We start from the raw sequence: 17,284 nt of genomic DNA, 5'->3' as shown, positions 1-17,284 counted from the left end.
CCACGACCTCACCTGAGACCGCCGCAGCATGGCCGGGAATCCTCACCACACAAAAACAAGTTACAATTACGTTAAGATTGATGAACATAAATAAAAAATCCCAAATCACAGGGACTAAAAATTAGGAGGATCGACCTCGGTGAATAAACGCTGGAGAAACGCTGGCCTGTACGCACTGCTGGCTATTGTAGTCATTGCCTTAGCAACGGCATTTTTTGACAAACAGCCCCCAAGTAGGGAAGTTTGGAAGTACAGTCAATTCATTCAGGAAGTCGAAGGCAAGAGAGTAGACAAAATAAATATCAGTTCCGATCGCAGCAAAGCCCTGGTCACAGCCCAGGACGGCAACAAGGTACTCGTTAACCTGCCCAACGACCCCGAACTGATCAACATCCTGACCAAAAATAACGTAGATATTTCAGTTCTGCCCCAAAGCGACGAAGGCTTCTGGGTAAAAGCCCTCAGCAGCCTGTTCTTCCCGATCCTGCTTTTGGTCGGACTGTTTTTCCTGGTGCGGCGCGCCCAAAACGGGCCCGGCAACCAAGCCATGAACTTCGGCAAATCCAAAGCTAGAGTCCAAATGGAGCCGCAAACTCAGGTGACTTTCGGCGACGTGGCCGGCATCGAACAAGCCAAGCTAGAGCTCGCAGAAGTCGTGGACTTCCTGAAAAATGCAGACCGCTTCACCGCAGTCGGAGCAAAAATTCCTAAAGGCGTGCTGCTAGTGGGCCCTCCCGGAACAGGCAAAACCCTGCTCGCAAAAGCAGTGGCTGGAGAAGCAGGCGTTCCCTTCTTCTCGATTTCCGGTTCAGAATTTGTGGAAATGTTCGTGGGTGTCGGTGCTTCCCGCGTCCGCGACTTGTTTGAACAAGCTAAATCGAACGCTCCTTGTATCGTATTCATCGATGAAATTGACGCCGTAGGCCGCCAGCGGGGCGCTGGTTTGGGCGGTGGTAACGACGAACGGGAACAAACCCTGAACCAGTTGCTGACCGAAATGGACGGCTTTGAGGGCAATACTGGCATCATTTTGATTGCTGCTACGAACCGCCCCGACGTGCTCGATGCGGCGCTGCTGCGTCCGGGTCGCTTCGATCGCCAAGTTGTGGTCGATCGCCCCGACTTCGGAGGTCGCCTAGAAATTCTCAACGTTCACGCCCGCGGCAAAACTTTGTCAAAAGACGTGGACTTGGAAAAAATCGCCCGCCGGACACCCGGTTTCACCGGTGCGGATTTGTCCAACCTACTCAACGAAGCAGCAATTTTAGCCGCCCGTCGCAACTTGACCGAAGTCTCGATGGATGAAGTCAACGATGCGATCGACCGCGTGCTCGCAGGCCCAGAAAAGAAAGACCGCGTGATGAGCGAAAAGCGCAAAACTTTGGTAGCTTACCACGAAGCCGGTCACGCTTTAGTCGGCGCGCTGATGCCCGACTATGACCCCGTGCAGAAAATTAGCATTATCCCCCGCGGCCGCGCTGGTGGTTTGACTTGGTTCACACCCAGCGAAGATCGGATGGATTCTGGCTTGTATTCTCGGTCTTACTTGCAAAATCAAATGGCGGTAGCTTTGGGCGGCCGCATTGCTGAAGAAATTGTCTTCGGCGAAGAAGAAGTAACCACTGGCGCGTCGAACGACTTGCAGCAAGTGGCAAGAGTAGCGCGGCAAATGGTGACTCGCTTCGGAATGAGCGATCGGCTAGGCCCTGTAGCTCTCGGTCGCCAACAAGGCAATATGTTCATGGGTCGCGATATCATGGCCGAACGCGATTTCTCTGAAGAAACCGCAGCCACGATCGACGATGAAGTGCGTTTGTTGGTAGAACAAGCTTACCGTCGCGCTAAAGATGTACTCGTTGGCAACCGCCATGTCCTTAATGCTTTGGCAGATATGCTAGTTGAAAAGGAAACTGTGGATGCTGATGAATTGCAAAATTTGTTAGCTAATAGCGATGTGAAAATGGCGACGATCGCCTAATCAATTTTGGATTTGGGATTTTGGATTTTAGATTAAATCTAAAGTTTGAAATCGATAATGGGGGTGATTCTGGGATTGTCTGGAATCGCCCCGATTTTTTTATGAGTGCGATCGATCGATCGATTTTAGATTTTAAATTTTGGATTTTAGATTAAATCTAAAGAATGATATTATGTCCGGTCGCTTCGCCCGAAATCAGGTAGGGGCGGGTTCACCAATAATATCGGCCAATAATTGACAATCTCAAAAACCCGCCCGGCCGGGATATTACGGTCAATCGATCGGACATGATATCAGACATTCAGCATACCTTTTTCCAGCAGCTAGCGCTTAAATTCTTCCCAGAGAAATCTTGGTTCATCTTTTCTAGATTCAATAATCACACAGTCCTCAACATCCTCCCAGATATCGTCTGGGTACTGGAAGTCAAGCAGCACCACGACTTTTTAGCCTTGAGACTCAACTAATATCAAATCCGTATTATTCATCTCTCTCTTCCCTTTCTCTGTATCCTCTGTGTCCTCTGTGGTTTCATCATTCCGATACAACAGGAATTGATATAAAAACTGAAAATCTGTCGGTTCGCCGCATTCAGCCAGCACGTCAGCTCAAAAATCTCTGTGATTTTTGAGGTCAACAATTGCAGCGGTTTTGTTGCCTAGATTGTCCGTTAAAAATTGAACGCCGCACATATTGTAAATTGCCATATATCGAAGTTAGCAACCTGTATTAAAATTAGATGCGAGTCACAATCATATGAGTTTACAATTTGGGAGCCTTCCCAAATCTAAAATCTAAAATCTAAAATCTAAAATTGTATGAATCATCAATCTTGGTTGACACTACTAAAAAAACACCGGGCGATCGCAGTCATCCGTTCCTCCGAAAAAGAACTCGCTCGGCAGATGGCATCATCGGTAGCAGCAGGAGGAATCCAGTTTATTGAAATTACTTGGAATACCCACAAATCTGCTGAATTAATTGCCGAACTCCGCTCCGAATTCCCTACTTTTAGTATTGGAACCGGCACTTTATTAAACTTAGAAGAGTTGCAACAAGCAATAGACTGCGGCGCTCAATTTCTGTTTACTCCGCACACCGATGTAGCTATGATTAAAACAGCCGTTGACGCCGGAGTGCCGATCGTCCCCGGTGCTTTTTCTCCCACGGAAATTGTAACCGCGTGGCAAGCAGGCGCTACCTGCGTTAAAGTGTTTCCGATATCGGCTTTGGGAGGCGCGGCTTACCTGAAAAGCCTGCAAGGCCCCCTGGGAAACATTCCTTTAATTCCCACTGGCGGGGTGACGCTGGAAAATGCGAAAGTATTTATTGACGCCGGGGCGATCGCCGTTGGTTTAGCCGGAGACTTATTTCCTAAACACTTAGTGGAAAATAGCGATTGGCGGGCGATCGTCCAAATTGCCCAAACTCTCTCCCAAAACTTAACAACTTGTTAAGCCCTGTTTCCAAATCCAACATTTCAAATCTAAAATCTAAAATAGGACAAGCCAATCTAAAATCTAAAATCTAAAATCTAAAATAGTACGAGGTGTGAGAAATGAACAGCATTATCAACTCAACTTACTTCCGCCGCGCTGGAACTTTCTGTGCCGGCTGCGCCCTCACTTTTGCTGCATTCTGCGGCGGTTCAATGACCGCATTTGCCAGCGAACAGCACAACATAATTGCAAATAAAATTATGCTGTTGCAGCAATCCAGCGAACGCTGGATTGAAATAGATTTGTCAAGACAAAGGTTAATAGCTTGGGAAGGAAATACACCAGTTTACGCGGTAATTATTTCCAGCGGCAAATCATCGACTCCCACCCGCACGGGAACCTTTGCCGTTCAAACCAAACACCGCGTTACTAGAATGACTGGGGATGACTACGACGTGCCCGACGTTCCCTATACAATGTATTACGACGGAGGCATGGCAATTCACGGCGCTTACTGGCACAATTTGTTTGGCAATCCCGTTACTCACGGCTGCACAAATGTAGCTGTCAATCATGCTAAATGGCTATTTGAATGGGCTTCGGTGGGAACACCCGTGGTGGTGCACAAATCTCAGGTTTAGGGAATTGGGAATTGGGCATCGGGCATCGGGCTTGGGCATAGTCAAACACTATTAGGAATTACCCACGGGTGGTCAGAAACCGGGTTTTTTTGCGAAATACTGCGTTACAGCCGTAGATTCGGTCAAAAACCCCGTTTCTTCGATTGGAGTTCATCAGTTCTGGTTTTTTTAGCTTGCTTACTTCATTACTGCCTTTAAGCACAATCCCAATTATATAAAACCTCACTAAAATCTAATTGTCTGAGTGCAGATTCATCAATAAAAAAGTTACCTATACCAGTGTCTCCCCACATAATATACACTGTCTCATCTCGATCGGTATCCATTTGGAAGAGAAGAATATCTGCTTTGTGACATCGAGGATGGTCTTGTGTAAAATCAGGATAACCACCTATTTTATGACCTCGAAAAGATGATATTTCTTGGTACTCAAGGTAAATTTTACGAGCGGTGGTAAAAAACTCATCAATTTCTCCTAAAAGTTGGGTAAATTGGCGGTCACTGGTACTAATCGGCGCATATTTTTTAGTAAATTGCAAGCCGCAACAGCCATGAACAGGAAAATATTCTGGTTCCGGCAAAAAATCATAATTGGTAATCATATTTTCAACTGTGAAGTCTGGCTGAGGAAAATAGATTATTTTGAATCTGTCTTCGAGTGCGGGATTATCTACATTGGCGGAATTGCCCAAATCTAAACCATATAGGTCATCGTCGGCTATATAGAACTGTAAAATCCCCCGATCGGGAAAACCATCTAAAGGCGGTACTTCAGAAAAGTTGATTTGTGCTAGCAAAAATAAATATTTACCGTCAGGAGTTTTTGGATACTCAAAGCCTTTAGGTAAATAAGGCAATCCCCCAAATTTACTCTGCCACCAATTAACGTCATCATTATTCTGGGTTTGAATTTCGATGTAAGGTTTAATGGTAGCTTCGATTCTGTCGCGATACTTTTCTAGTTCTGGAGAGAGTGAACATTCTAGTTTGTAGTTCATCTGCTTTTAATAATTTTAGTCTTGGACACACTCCATCAAAGAAACCGGGTTTTTCACTTAATCGGCGGGCTGCAACGAATGATTTTCCTAAAAAACCCGGTTTCTGAGCTCCTATGCGTTCAGGAATGCTTAACTTAGCTGCACCACGGGTTTATCCTCTAACAAAGTTTCATTTGTCAGCAAATCTTCCACGGTAATTCGTAAAAAGCGCTGTTCGTCAACGCGGAAGAAGATTTTGATGCGATCGCTCCCCGGATACCCAGGCGGCGTCAATTGCGCGATGCTGCGGGCTCCTTCTTTATCATTTAAGGGCTGTACCGATGTTTGGCCCGCGAGTTGGCGAGTAATTAGTCTGTCGCCATCAAAATATATCTCCGTGCCGCCAGTTTCCGCTCCCAATTCGCCGATAATTAATTCTATACTTGGCTGACTTTCTAAAGAAGCCCCCAAGACTAATTCTACCGGTTCGCTCATCGGATAAGACTGGCCGGATTTAATTAAACTGTGCCAACTGTGGCAATTGTCGCGGCGGTTCCAGTAGCGAATTCCGTAACTGTGATAGAGAAAATCTTTGATTTCTATGCCTTGACTCAGTTGCAGAGCACCTTGGGCGATCGCCTCAAAGGGTTTGTCGCAGCGAATTTTTGTCGGCTCGAAATATTGCTGCACCCAACGCTGAACAGCGGGAATTTGTACAGTACCGCCAACTAGCAAAACTGCGTCGATGTCGCCAATTTCTAAGCCTTGGCGCCGCGCTTGCTGCAATACTTGATTCATGCACTCGTCGAGTTTGTCAAAAAACTGATGTTCACCGAGGATAGATTCAAAACGAGATCGATCTAATTCTAATTCGTAACTCTCAAAATTTTCATCATCAAAATAAACCTCAACTGCCTGATTTACTAAAGATAACTGAATCTTTAACCGTTCTGCCAATCTCGTTGTAATCGGAGATTTTGCCAGCCCTTTTGTTTGAACAAAATAGTCAACTAGCCAATTATCAATATCAGAACCGCCTAAATTTTGTCCGGCTTTAGCCAAAACCCGGGCAACTTTTGTTTTTTGCGCTGAAGATTCAGCTAATAGCTTTTCGCCCCACTTGAGAATAAAACCGAGGGGCTTTTTGTTGGAGGAAGCGTCCAAACGCACCAAAGAAAGATCGAGAGTTCCGCCGCCGAAATCAATGACTAACAGATTTTCGCGATCGGCTAAACCGTAACCCAAAGCAGCCGCCGTAGGTTCGTCCAGCATCCGCACCTGTTCTACTTGCAGAGATTGTGACACTTTGCCCAACCAATGGCGGTAAGCTTCAAAACTATCTACCGGCACAGTAAAAATCAAAGAATCGATCGGCAAGGGCAGTTCGCGAATTGAGTTCACAATTTGACTCAAATACCACTCACCTACTTGTTCAAAAGTAATAAGTTGTCCGTCAAGTTCCGGCACAAAACCCTGAACAGAAGTGCCAATTCCCCGCTTAAAATTGCGAAAAAACCGAGAATCTCCACTCAAATCCCGGCCTTTGTCGCGGACTTGCTGACCGAGTATGACTTTACTTTGAGCAGCGTCCTCAACGTAGAGTAAACTGGGAATTAGGGGCGGATTTTGAGCCGAGATTGCCGACAATCCCGGTAATTTTAAAGTTTCGGGCTGCTGGAGGACTTGATTCCAGCGAGCGACGACGGTGTTGCTAGTTCCAAAGTCAATTGCGATCGTCATTCAGCCAAAATACACAGCTACTAGGGATTAGATTATAATATGGTATTTGGAGCGGCAAAGACCAACATAATATTATGACTCAATCCACTTTCTTTGAAACCGAGAACGAAGAGCCTGTACAGGGAATTACTGAAATTGCAGTATGCGGCTACAAGTCTATTTACGAAGAGTGCCAGATTGAAGTGCGATCGCTGACAATTCTAGCCGGTGCCAACAGTTCTGGTAAGTCTAGCATCATGCAGCCACTATTGCTGATGAAGCAAACGCTAGAAGCCCCTTACGACCCAGGTGGTTTGAAACTTGACGGGCCTAATGTTAAATTTACATCAGCAGAACAGGTATTGTCTAAACTTTCTCCAGAAAAATACAGGGATGAGTTTTCTCTCAGGCTGAATATAGACACAGATAATTTTTTTATCAGCTTATTCAGAAAGCAGCCAAAGCACGGGATTAAAGTTGTTAAAGCGACTTACTGTATTCCTTATTACGATGGTGAAAATATTACTATATTTCCCGGAATGCAGCATCAAGAATTGTTGAAAACTATTTCCGAATATCTGGCTGAAACTTACAATTTATTGTTAGATAATAACTCCTACGAAGAACCGCCATTATTGAGTGTGAGTAATGTCCGATGTTTTCTAGATTTGAAATTTGGCGACAGTCAGTTTGATTCACTCTATTCGGCGAATTTCCCCAAACATATTCGCCGCATAGTCCACGTTCCCGGGTTGAGAGGCAATCCAGGACGCACCTACAATACCGCAGGAGTTGGCAGTGAATTTCCGGGTCTTTTTGAAAATTATGTTGCTAGTATAGTTAATTACTGGCAAGAAACAAAAGACGAGCGACTGATAAAATTGGGTCAAGCTTTTGAGTTATTAGGACTTAACTGGAAAGTTGAAGCCAGACAGATTAATGACGTACAAATTGAACTGCTAGTAGGTCGTTTATCCCGCAGCGGGAGTGCAAGCGATACTGTTAGTATTGCTGATGTTGGCTTGGGAGTATCGCAAACCTTGCCTGTTTTAGTTGCTTTGCTTGTAGCAGAACCAGGACAATTAGTTTATCTAGAACAGCCGGAAATTCACTTGCATCCTCGCGCTCAAGTTGCTTTAGCACAAATCTTAGTGGATTCTGCAAATAGAGGTGTGCGAGTAGTTCTAGAAACTCACAGCGAATTGCTGCTTTTAGCAGTTCAATCGTTAGTTGCCGAGGGTAAAATACTACCGGATTTAGTAAAACTTCACTGGTTTAAACGGCGCGACGATGGTGTTACAGAAGTCACCAGTGCCGATTTAGACGAGACGGGAGCTTTTGGAGAGTGGCCTGAAGATTTGGGCGATGTTTCTTTGCATCTAGAAAGCCGCTATTTGGATGCAGCAGAAGCTGTTTTGTGGAAGCGTTAATATGGCAGATAAAGTTTCTAAACGCCTGGTAATAGATGCTTCTGTTGCGCGTGCTACTGGTAGAGAAGATGCAACCTATCCCACATCGGTTTACTGTCGGAAATTTCTCCAAGCTGTCTTGGATCTTTCTCACCGAATTGTGATGACTCCAGATATTAGAGATGAGTGGAACAAACATCAATCAAAATTTGCTCGTAAATGGCGGTCCCAGATGGTGGCCAAGAATAAATTATGTTTCTTCGATATCGAGGTAGATAATGATTTGTGGTGTCAAGTTGAAGCAATAGCCGAGAGCGATAAAGAGCGGGAAGTAATGGTTAAAGATTTGCGCTTGGTGGAAGCTGCGATCGCTACAGATCGCACAGTAATTTCACTTGATAACAAAGTGAGACAATGTTTTGCTAAAGTAGCAGTAGATGTTGATCCGCTAAAAGATATTATATGGGTAAACCCAGCCCAAATAGCAGAAAAACCCCTTGATTGGCTGCAAAATGGTGCTGAACCTGAAATAGAACGATCGCTCGGATTTCAGAAAGCAGACAACTGAGTAGATTTAGAGTAATGCCGGGTTAGTAGGATCGTCCGTGCGATCGCCATTTTACCAATTTTTAGTTTCAAGAAATAAACGCAAATTTTATAAACTGCACACAACTCATACCTTTTAGATTAAAAACGTGAGAATGACTGACTGCATAAGGGTTTGGATCGCGGCCCTACAGTTGCATTGTTTCTTGAAAGTGGTATAATCTGTCCGCCTCCACCAAGCTTTTTCATTCGATCTCAATCCAATTTTTTAAGGAATCGTGCAAAATGTTGGACATGGGCGATCGCAAAACAGCACTATTGGCTTTAACATTGCTTGTCCCTGCCGCTAGTATCGGTATCATAGCAGCCTTGTATCTTGCCCCTGGAAGCTGGGGACAAACACTCTCAGTCTTTTGTCAAGTTTGGTTGCTGGTTTTTCCGATCGCGTGGTCTGTTTTTGTCGATCGCAAAAAGCTCAGTTTATCCCTGCCCAAGCCCCAAGAATTGCTGGCTGGATCTATTTGGGGAATATTCATGTTTGCGGTAATTCTGGGTATCTATAGCCTTTTTGGTCAGCAGTGGATCGATCCTGTAGTTGCTAAAGAAAAATCGTACCAGTTAGGTATTAGCAGCCCTACTATTTACTTGATTGTCGAAGCATATTTTGTGCTAGTTAACTCGCTGATTGAAGAATTTACTTGGCGGTGGTTTGTCTGCAACAAGTGCCAGATTCTCATACCGGGTACAAAAGCAATATTTCTGAGTTCGCTATTTTTCACCCTCCACCACATTTTTGTAATCGCAGCTTACAGCGACTGGCAGGCTGTGCTCTTAGGTTCCTTAGCTGTCTTCACCGCCGGGATAATTTGGTCGCATTCTTATCTGACTTACCGTTCGCTTTGGTCGAGTTATATCAGCCACGCGATCGCAGATTTAGCCCTGGCAATTATTGGTTGGCAAATCCTTTTTAACTAGCTGCTTTTTCAGCTACAATCGTCGGCAATTATACAGTAAACATTGACCCTTTTCCCAACTCGTTCTCCCGACTAATATCTCCCCCCATCATCACACAGAATTTCTGGGCGATTGCCCGTCCCAAACCCGTACCGCCGTACCTGCGAGGAGTATAATCGTCCGCTTGCGTAAAAGCTTGAAATACTCTCTCAATTTGCTCTGGCTTGATTCCAATTCCAGTATCGCTGACTGTGAAACTAATCCATTCTTCAGCAGCCGGAATATCCGAACTCGGCTATTGATTGATGCTGTGCAATAATCGAAGTTCATATCTTCCCACCGGAAGATGCTTTCCGTTCAGGCATCTGCTTTTAATTCTAGGTTTGGTTTTGCTGGCGATCGCATAATTTTAGCTGCATAAAAACAGGCCAACATATCGCTACAAGCATCGGCGGCCCGGCCCCCAAGATCACACCGATTGTCATCGGGAATTGCCAACTTAGGAAAAATTATGATTTCATAACATCAAATTTTTTGTAGGCGAAATCGTTTGATACATTCCACGAAGCTGCTGCTACTACTTAGGAGTCAAAGTTTGCACGATATTGACCAATCCACCTTGAGTATTCCTTGGATCTTGATAGGGTCATTTGATAATTTGCTGCTGAATTTTTGTTACGGTAATTACTTAGACTGGAATTGGGCAGGAACGCTACATATACTCTGCCCCCCACTGGCAGTCTCTTGTGGGAACTTTTTCAGGCGATCGCCTTTTATTAACAAATTTAAAACTCATGCCGCTAATTAAATTTATATTGGTGAAACTCTATGTTCTGTAGCACGATTGGGAAACCTATTTTTTCAAACAGTGGACGCATCAACTAGGTTTTTTTATGAACAGACGAAAACTGAGGGCGAGGGGGATCGCTTTAAAAATCCGCTTTATCCCCTCATTCGCGGCTCCACGACGATGATTCGCGCGATCGCGCCCCTGCAGGTTTCTGAGAAAACCACCATCTCTGAATCTTGACCAAATAGGATATTGTGTCAAGCAATACCTACAGCACATTTACCAAAAAATTACAGCCACTGATGGTATTTATATCTGTTATTTTCATGGATCGATCAACATTCTCAAGGTAAGAAGTCCCCTCTTGAATCCAGTATAAAATTTTGCCAAAGGCGATGTCAATCTACTGAAGATTGTTGCAGATGCTACCTTTATCCCTCACATGAAAAGTTTGCTGCTATTCGGTTTACCGTACATTCCTATCTGTTGGCTCAAATGATGTTATCTTGAACAGAGGCTGTTACAGAGCTTGGTGTTTGTCGCGAAACAAGCTTCTATTTGATGAGGTATCTATCTTCGGGCTGAACTTTCGCCGATCTGCAAATTATCCCGATGGGAACTGTTTCTGGCTAACATCAATCCTTATGATCAATGCAACGACATTCAAGTTGTGGCAGATAGATATTGGGGTGTTGCGAACAGTCGATCGGTTCGATTCTATGTAAACACCAGGAAAGCGGTAATTAATATTCACCCGCCCCTCTTTCCTTTTGGGCTCTAACATCAGCGCTGCTAGCAGCGCCGAAAGCGAGTAAAAGTCTTCAGCGGGACTTAAAAATGAAAATCACCTTTGTTCTTCCTACTCTGTCTCTAACTGGTGGAATACGAGTAATATCTATTTTCGCAGAACTTTTGAGAAAGCGAGGACACTCCGTGTTCGTCATCTCTGTACCCAGTCCCCAGCCGAGTATGCGCCAGCAAGTCAAGTCGCTGCTGCGAGGAGGGGGTTGGATTTCCCCACCTGAAAATGAACCCTCATTTTTCGATAACTTAGGTGTAGAACACAAAATTACCGATCGCTACCGCCCCGTAGAAGACAAAGATGTACCTGACGCTGACGTAGTAGTGGCCACCTGGTGGGAAACCGCCGAGTGGGTAGCCAAACTCTCTCCTAGCAAAGGAGCAAAAGCTTATTTTATCCAGCACCACGAAATTTTTGACTATCTACCTCAAGGAAGAGTAGAAGCAACCTGGATGCTGCCCATGCACAAAATTACGATCTCTGAGTGGTTAGTTGACCTAGCTCGGACTAAATATGGCGATCGCGAAGTTTCCTTAGCTCCTCCTACCGTGGACACCAAGCAATTTTACGCCTGTCCTCGCAACAAACAATCGGTTCCTACAGTTGGCCTAATGTACTCTACAATCTACTGGAAAGGAACCGACATCGCCCTCAAAGCTTTTTCCCTAGCGGCAGAAAAGATCCCCAACCTGCGTCTGGTTGCCTTCGGTACAGGGGCCCCATCCTCGGAATTGCCCCTACCGGCCAATGCCGAGTATGTAATTCAACCCGACCAAGACAAAATCAAAGACTATTACAGCAAATGCGATGCTTGGCTGCTGGCGAGCCGCTCAGAAGGCTTCGGCTTGCCAATTATCGAAGCGATGGCGTGCCGCACTCCCGTCATCAGTACCCCAGCAGGTGCTGCTCCTGAAATTTTGAGCGGCGGTACTGGCATACTTGTAACACCAGAAGATCCCGAAGAAATGGCAAAAGCCATAGAGTCTATCTGTCAGATGCCAAATTCCAAGTGGCAAGCCATGTCTGAAGCCGCCTATGCCAAGGTGAACAACTATACTTGGGAAGATGCCACGGATCATTTTGAAGCGGCATTGAAAGTTGCTGTAGACAAATCTAAACAGCGCGACGTTAACGTAGATTCCTTTTCTCCCTACTCTGCGAAGGAAAAAATTCCAGTTCGATGCTAAGTGCCGCGCCGCCATTTGAAACTCGGCGCTACGGGCGTTTTAGGTGCGGGATTCTGGGGAGAAAATCAATATCCTCTGGTGGGTTTCTTCTGCCACAACTAAAATCGCCCGTGTCCTGTTTTCTACGCAGCAGTCTCGACACGAGTTCTGACCGCACTGACGTGGGAATACTGGTTATAAATTGCTCAGCCAAAATCTGAACCAGAGGGCGACGGAGGTTTTCAGGCTGGCTCCGTTACAGGCTAAACTTGTCTAGTCATCAAACATCTGCCCATTTGTAATTGGGACTTGTCCCTGACGACAAAGTAAGATCGGCTAGACTATCAAGTGACGATCGCCTCCTGCAGAGATCCGCACCCCGCAGAAAAGGCAAAAATAGGCTGGTAAGTGCGAACTTGCTGTTATGGACGATGCAACTAATCTCCTCGATGCGGCACTGTACACTGCTTTGGAACGTCAGGCACAATTAACCAACAACACGTAAAATTGAGGTTGATTGAAAAGATTGGGGTTGGGCGATCGTTTAATCAAGAATTTTGAGCGGGCAATTTGAGTTGTCTTTCTAAAATTTTACTGCCAAAAAATACCTATGGTTGCATTAATCCCACTTGCTCTGTTCGGCTTTATTCCAGTCGTTTGTTACCTGTTTGTGAGGTTTCCGGCTCAGCGTGCAGTAATTATAAGTTTTGTGGTAGGGTGGCTGTTTTTGCCGCAAGCTTCTTATCCCATCCCCTCATTGCCATCCTATACCAAAATCTCGGCTGCTTGCTACGGCGTTTTGTTGGGGACTCTTATCTACGATCCTGCGCGCCTCACATCTTTTAAGCCCGGTTGGCTGGACGTGCCAGTGGTAATTTACTGTTTGTGTCCAATTGTTTCACAAGTTAGTAATGGCGGCAGTCCAATTTCTCCGACTATCAACCAAATCGTTACTTGGGGTCTGCCTTATTTTTTAGGACGCTTGTATCTAGGTAGTTTAGACGGGCTGCGACAATTGGCGATCGGGATTTTTGCAGGTGGGTTGGCCTACATTCCTTTTACTTTAATTGAAGGGGTTAGGGGCCCAATTCTGCACCTAATGATTTACGGCGTCAATGCCTTTGAGGACTGGGGTCAAGCAAGGCGCCTGGGGGGGTGGAGACCGGTAGTATTTATGCAGCACGGTTTGATGGTGGGTCTATGGATGATGACAGCCGCCTTAATCGCACTTTGGCTTTGGCAAACTGGGACGCTCAAAAAGTTTCAGGGTCGTAACATCAAGACTTTAGCAATTATATTAACTATCGCTTTTTTCCTATGCCGTTCTACTGGCGCCTACAGTTTATTTGCAATGGGGTTACTCGTATTATTCTCTGCAAAGTGGTTTCGCACCCCTTTGCCCCTGCTATTCATAATTGGATATATAGTGTTTTATCTGTACGTCGCTGCATCGGGTCAATTTTCGAGCAAAGACGTGATGGACTTCATCACTCCAATATTTGGCGAAGAACGCTCCGCCTCTCTGAAGTTTAGATTTGACATGGAAGAGATTTTGGGGGAAAAAGCGCGGCAAAGATTTCTTTTTGGCTGGGGAGATTCCGGCGGAAACCGCGTTTACGACGAGTCGGGTAAAGATATCTCGGTCACCGACAGCTTATGGATTATTGCATTTGGCGTCAACGGTGCAGTCGGTTTAGCTAGTTTATTTTCTTCTTTGTTACTTCCTGTTATCGTCTTTACCCTGTTCAAGTATCCCGCCAGAACCTGGTCAAATCCCAAAGTAGCGCCCGCTGCCGTCCTGGGAGTAGCCTTAACTATGTACGTGTTTGACTGTGTTTTGAATGCTATGACTAACCCGATTTTTGCGCTGATTGCTGGAGGAATATCGGGTCTCGTCTTAAAAGCTCCAGAAAGTCTTAAGGCCAAGAAAACCAGTTCGCCACCAAGAAGACATTCGCTGGTTCACCAAAAATCAGGATGATTTTCAGGAATACGATCGCCACTTCACTTCAAGCTGGAGACTATATTGCCTTCCCTAGAGACCAAAAACTCAAAAATCTACCACTTTTGGATGAAATCCCGTTCGGAAGTTGCCAGATATTTGTCACTAGGTTAAACTCTTAATCTCATAAACTCTTTTTTTTACATTCATTTGCAATGCTTCAACAAGTATTAGCACTGGATGGCTTTTTACTTGAAACTGTCTTGCGACTTATAAACTTAAAAATTGGCTTTATACACTTTTTCTAAAACGAGCTGATTCTTTACATAATCTTTAAAAATCCTGACTAGACAGGTAGGGCATAGGAGGATATACTGAGAAAACTATGTTCACTGAAGCGCCTAGTTACAACACGCAACTGTATTGTGGGCTATAATAGTTTGAGTTGTAGTTTAATATAAACCGGGAAGGGCATAATAAATGAAAACAGTTAATTTATTGAATGTCTCGATAGATAACTTGTCAATCACAGAGTTGTTTGAAAAACTCGACGGCGAAGGTGGTGTCGTATTTACACCAAATGTAGACCACTTGATTAAGTTGCAGTATGACCGCGACTTCTATGAAGCTTACAATACATCTACTTACAGAGTCTGCGACAGTCAAATATTGATGTATGCCTCCAAGTTTTTGGGTACTCCTCTCAAAGAAAAGATTTCTGGTTCGGATTTGTTTCCGGCATTTTATATGTATCACAAAGATAACGAGAAGATTAAAATATTTTTGCTAGGAGCGGCTGAAGGTATTGCTAGGAAAGCCCAGGAAAAAATTAACCAAAAAATTGGTAGACAAATAGTGGTTGAAGCACTTTCTCCTTCTTTTGGATTTGAAAAAAATGAGGAAGAATGTGAAACAATAATTGATGCGATCAATAAATCAGGAGCGACAGTTCTGGCTATCGGAGTGGGAGCGCCAAAGCAAGAGAAGTGGCTGGTTAAATACAGGAGCAAATTAACACACGTCAAAATTTTCTTAGCCGTAGGTGCAACCATTGATTTTGAAGCTGGTTGCAAAGCCAGAGCTCCAAAATGGATGAGCGAAGTCGGCATAGAATGGGCGTACAGACTGTTAAGTGAACCGAGAAGGTTGTGGAAAAGATATTTGATTGAAGGTCTGCCTTTTTTCCGGTTAATCTTAGAACAAAAATTAGGGTTTTATAAAATGCCTTTCATGGAGAGCAAAACCAGCCAGCTAGAATGGAAAGGTGGCTCCTAAAAAGGTGCTCCACCAATATCGAGCGTAAATTAAGCTGAGTATCGGAGAAAGTGGGTTTGACTTCAAGGTAAGACTGATGCAATCTGTGGATAGTCCGATCGCACATCGCACTCGATCTCAAAATAATTCATTTTTGCTTTCAAGTCCAGGTAAAATCGGAAAGAAACCTTTTGTGGAAAATCCTAATTAGGGATGCAACCGATGAATCTGCCTTCTTTCTTGTGGTTGTGGAAAATAGCGGCTTGGTCAATGGGTGTTTCCCTGTTGGCTTACCTGTTGCTGGCCGTTACTGGAACGTGGATGTTTGCCGCTAGGAGTACCAAAAAACCGCGCCCAAAATGGCTGCGTCCCTTTCATTTAGCCACTGGTGCGGGGATGGCGACTTTGGTAATTTTACTGCTGGGAATTGGTGTAGTCGGCACCCTAGGATACTACGGCAATTTGGGTCACTCGGCTCATTTACCGGCGGGGTTAGCTGTTGTGGCTTTGGTGTTGGTTTCTGTTGGAAGCGGGCTGCAAATTGGCCCTAAACATCCTTGGGCACGTCCCCTCCACATCGGCACTAATTTGGCCTTGTTTGGGGGATTTGTGACTGTGTTGCTCACAGGATGGACGATCGTACAAAAGTATTTGCCGAAAGTTTGAAACCTGTCTATTTGACCTCAAACTATACCAAATTTTCCAGGGAAACCATATATGTAAGGTGCGCCGCAGCGCACCCTAGGTTTAATTTTTTTGCGTGAGTCCGCTTTTGGTGATGAATTCTAAAATATGCTGCGCGGTAATCTGTGGCTTTTCTAAGTGGGGAACGTGCCCACAGTCGGGTATCCAAATTAGTTGAGAATTTGCGATCGCCCTTGCAAACTTTTCCGCATCCGCCGTCCCCAAAATCCGGTCTTGTTTTCCCCACAAAATCAGCGTCTGCTGCTGAATTTGCGATAATTTTTCCCCAAAACCACCGTAACCGCCGCTTTTGGTAAACGCAATTAAAGCTTGATTCCAGTTGGGCATTTCCAAGTGCAAAGCAGCACAAGTTTGAGCGTCAACAGAAGCCAAATTTTTATCGAAATAAGCATTGACGCTAATTCGCTGGCGAATTTTGGGATTGCGTAAAAATGAAGTTGCCAGATATCCTAAAGGAGGAATTAAAAACTTCCCCTTATTAGAACTGATGGCAAAACCTGCGCTATCTATTAACACTAATTGTTTTACAGCTTCGGGATAATTGAGAGTAAAATCAATTGCTGCTGCACCTCCCATTGAAGCACCGACTAAGATTACAGGCTGCGAAATTAGCGTTTTCCAAAAATAGTAAAGGTGACTTTCAATTGCCCTCGCGCTGAATGCCAAACCTGCTGCTCTTTCTGTAAAGCCAAAACCCAACAAATCAACCGCCCAAGTTTCATTTTCGGCAGCCAGCAGCGGCAACAGGCGGCGGAATTCAAACAAGGAACTGTCGAAGCCGTGAAGTAGCAAAATCGGTGTGTTGCCGCTGCCTTGGCGCACGTAGGTTGTGGCAATTGGTTCAGAAGATAGGGGAGTTGTAATTGCCTCCCGTTGAATGCTTTGGGCTAAGGCAATTGAGGTAGATTCTGTGAGTTGTGCGATCGACTTTGGCAGAAAACTTGCTGGCATAATTCTTGATA

General features: G+C 44.9%; 14 protein-coding genes and 1 pseudogene. 11 read left to right on the top strand and 4 right to left on the bottom strand.

Translation table 11 applies throughout. The features are described 5' to 3' along the window. Positions 1–139 precede the first annotated feature (139 nt). The 4 genes from ftsH3 (at position 140) to QUA88_RS18475 (ending at position 4,058) form a co-directional block, all read left to right on the top strand. The gene (gene ftsH3, locus QUA88_RS18490) at positions 140–1,978 is read left to right on the top strand and encodes an ATP-dependent zinc metalloprotease FtsH3 (protein WP_006633639.1); all 1,839 of its coding nucleotides are present in this window, start codon (positions 140–142) and stop codon (positions 1,976–1,978) included. A gap of 287 nt (positions 1,979–2,265) precedes the next feature. Further along, positions 2,266–2,445 (top strand): hypothetical protein, encoded by a 180-nt coding sequence (locus tag QUA88_RS18485; RefSeq protein ID WP_333055413.1) that lies wholly within the window; start codon positions 2,266–2,268, stop codon positions 2,443–2,445. Positions 2,446–2,796: 351 nt separating this feature from the next. Next, on the top strand, positions 2,797–3,435 hold the full coding sequence (locus QUA88_RS18480; RefSeq protein WP_333273047.1) for a bifunctional 4-hydroxy-2-oxoglutarate aldolase/2-dehydro-3-deoxy-phosphogluconate aldolase: 639 nt from the start codon (positions 2,797–2,799) through the stop codon (positions 3,433–3,435). A 101-nt stretch (positions 3,436–3,536) separates the two neighbouring features. Next, positions 3,537–4,058 carry a L,D-transpeptidase gene (locus tag QUA88_RS18475; protein ID WP_333055415.1) on the top strand — a complete coding sequence of 174 codons (522 nt, stop codon included), beginning with the start codon at positions 3,537–3,539 and terminating at the stop codon, positions 4,056–4,058. Between the two features lie 194 nt (positions 4,059–4,252). Here the strand turns inward: QUA88_RS18475 and QUA88_RS18470 are convergent, their stop codons facing one another. Together QUA88_RS18470 and QUA88_RS18465 are read right to left on the bottom strand one after the other, a co-directional pair. Continuing rightward, positions 4,253–5,056, bottom strand: coding sequence for a DUF1963 domain-containing protein (locus tag QUA88_RS18470; RefSeq protein ID WP_333273042.1), 804 nt, complete (start codon positions 5,054–5,056; stop codon positions 4,253–4,255). A gap of 129 nt (positions 5,057–5,185) precedes the next feature. Next, the gene (locus tag QUA88_RS18465) at positions 5,186–6,775 is read right to left on the bottom strand and encodes an Hsp70 family protein (RefSeq protein ID WP_333273039.1); all 1,590 of its coding nucleotides are present in this window, start codon (positions 6,773–6,775) and stop codon (positions 5,186–5,188) included. 74 nt (positions 6,776–6,849) lie between these two features. Between QUA88_RS18465 and QUA88_RS18460 the strand changes: the two genes are divergently transcribed. The 3 genes from QUA88_RS18460 to QUA88_RS18450 all read left to right on the top strand — a co-directional run bounded on the left by QUA88_RS18460 (position 6,850) and on the right by QUA88_RS18450 (position 9,684). Continuing rightward, on the top strand, positions 6,850–8,184 hold the full coding sequence (locus tag QUA88_RS18460) for an AAA family ATPase (protein ID WP_333055418.1): 1,335 nt from the start codon (positions 6,850–6,852) through the stop codon (positions 8,182–8,184). Position 8,185: 1 nt separating this feature from the next. Continuing rightward, a complete protein-coding gene (locus QUA88_RS18455; RefSeq protein WP_333055419.1) occupies positions 8,186–8,731 on the top strand; it encodes a hypothetical protein in 546 nt (181 codons plus the stop codon). A 263-nt stretch (positions 8,732–8,994) separates the two neighbouring features. Then, positions 8,995–9,684 (top strand): CPBP family intramembrane glutamic endopeptidase, encoded by a 690-nt coding sequence (locus QUA88_RS18450; RefSeq protein ID WP_333273034.1) that lies wholly within the window; start codon positions 8,995–8,997, stop codon positions 9,682–9,684. A 28-nt stretch (positions 9,685–9,712) separates the two neighbouring features. On the opposite strand, the pseudogene QUA88_RS18445 reads toward QUA88_RS18450, so the two are convergent. After that, positions 9,713–9,940: pseudogene (locus QUA88_RS18445) on the bottom strand (ATP-binding protein); the annotation flags it as partial. 1,350 nt (positions 9,941–11,290) lie between these two features. Here QUA88_RS18445 and QUA88_RS18440 point away from each other — a divergent pair. The 4 genes from QUA88_RS18440 to QUA88_RS18425 all read left to right on the top strand — a co-directional run bounded on the left by QUA88_RS18440 (position 11,291) and on the right by QUA88_RS18425 (position 16,283). Then, on the top strand, positions 11,291–12,442 hold the full coding sequence (locus QUA88_RS18440) for a glycosyltransferase family 4 protein (protein ID WP_333055421.1): 1,152 nt from the start codon (positions 11,291–11,293) through the stop codon (positions 12,440–12,442). Positions 12,443–13,031: 589 nt separating this feature from the next. Further along, positions 13,032–14,402 (top strand): O-antigen ligase domain-containing protein, encoded by a 1,371-nt coding sequence (locus QUA88_RS18435; protein WP_333055422.1) that lies wholly within the window; start codon positions 13,032–13,034, stop codon positions 14,400–14,402. Positions 14,403–14,843: 441 nt separating this feature from the next. Further along, positions 14,844–15,638, top strand: a complete 795-nt coding sequence (locus QUA88_RS18430; RefSeq protein WP_333055423.1) for a WecB/TagA/CpsF family glycosyltransferase — start codon at positions 14,844–14,846, stop codon at positions 15,636–15,638. Between the two features lie 201 nt (positions 15,639–15,839). Further along, positions 15,840–16,283, top strand: coding sequence for a DUF4079 domain-containing protein (locus QUA88_RS18425; RefSeq protein WP_333055424.1), 444 nt, complete (start codon positions 15,840–15,842; stop codon positions 16,281–16,283). Positions 16,284–16,364: 81 nt separating this feature from the next. Here QUA88_RS18425 and QUA88_RS18420 read toward each other — a convergent pair whose 3' ends face one another. Then, positions 16,365–17,273: an alpha/beta hydrolase gene (locus tag QUA88_RS18420; protein ID WP_333055425.1), complete on the bottom strand. Its 909-nt coding sequence runs from the start codon at positions 17,271–17,273 to the stop codon at positions 16,365–16,367. Between the last annotated feature and the right edge of the window lie 11 nt (positions 17,274–17,284).

It is taken from the genome of Microcoleus sp. D3_18_C2, assembly GCF_036702395.1.
In the GTDB taxonomy this organism is placed as follows: Bacteria; Cyanobacteriota; Cyanobacteriia; order Cyanobacteriales; family Microcoleaceae; genus Microcoleus.
Note: the sequence above shows the minus strand (reverse complement) of the source record. Positions and strands in the feature narration are given on the sequence as shown.

Bases quoted from the DNA above. Each gene is read 5' to 3' on its own strand.
- QUA88_RS18455 (WP_333055419.1), top strand. From the start codon at position 8,186: ATGGCAGATAAAGTTTCTAAACGCCTGGTAATAGATGCTTCTGTTGCG.
- QUA88_RS18465 (WP_333273039.1), bottom strand. From the start codon at position 6,775: ATGACGATCGCAATTGACTTTGGAACTAGCAACACCGTCGTCGCTCGC.
- QUA88_RS18440 (WP_333055421.1), top strand. From the start codon at position 11,291: ATGAAAATCACCTTTGTTCTTCCTACTCTGTCTCTAACTGGTGGAATA.
- QUA88_RS18430 (WP_333055423.1), top strand. From the start codon at position 14,844: ATGAAAACAGTTAATTTATTGAATGTCTCGATAGATAACTTGTCAATC.
- QUA88_RS18480 (WP_333273047.1), top strand. From the start codon at position 2,797: ATGAATCATCAATCTTGGTTGACACTACTAAAAAAACACCGGGCGATC.
- QUA88_RS18470 (WP_333273042.1), bottom strand. From the start codon at position 5,056: ATGAACTACAAACTAGAATGTTCACTCTCTCCAGAACTAGAAAAGTAT.
- QUA88_RS18450 (WP_333273034.1), top strand. From the start codon at position 8,995: ATGTTGGACATGGGCGATCGCAAAACAGCACTATTGGCTTTAACATTG.
- QUA88_RS18425 (WP_333055424.1), top strand. From the start codon at position 15,840: ATGAATCTGCCTTCTTTCTTGTGGTTGTGGAAAATAGCGGCTTGGTCA.
- QUA88_RS18475 (WP_333055415.1), top strand. From the start codon at position 3,537: ATGAACAGCATTATCAACTCAACTTACTTCCGCCGCGCTGGAACTTTC.
- QUA88_RS18435 (WP_333055422.1), top strand. From the start codon at position 13,032: ATGGTTGCATTAATCCCACTTGCTCTGTTCGGCTTTATTCCAGTCGTT.
- QUA88_RS18485 (WP_333055413.1), top strand. From the start codon at position 2,266: ATGATATCAGACATTCAGCATACCTTTTTCCAGCAGCTAGCGCTTAAA.
- QUA88_RS18420 (WP_333055425.1), bottom strand. From the start codon at position 17,273: ATGCCAGCAAGTTTTCTGCCAAAGTCGATCGCACAACTCACAGAATCT.
- QUA88_RS18460 (WP_333055418.1), top strand. From the start codon at position 6,850: ATGACTCAATCCACTTTCTTTGAAACCGAGAACGAAGAGCCTGTACAG.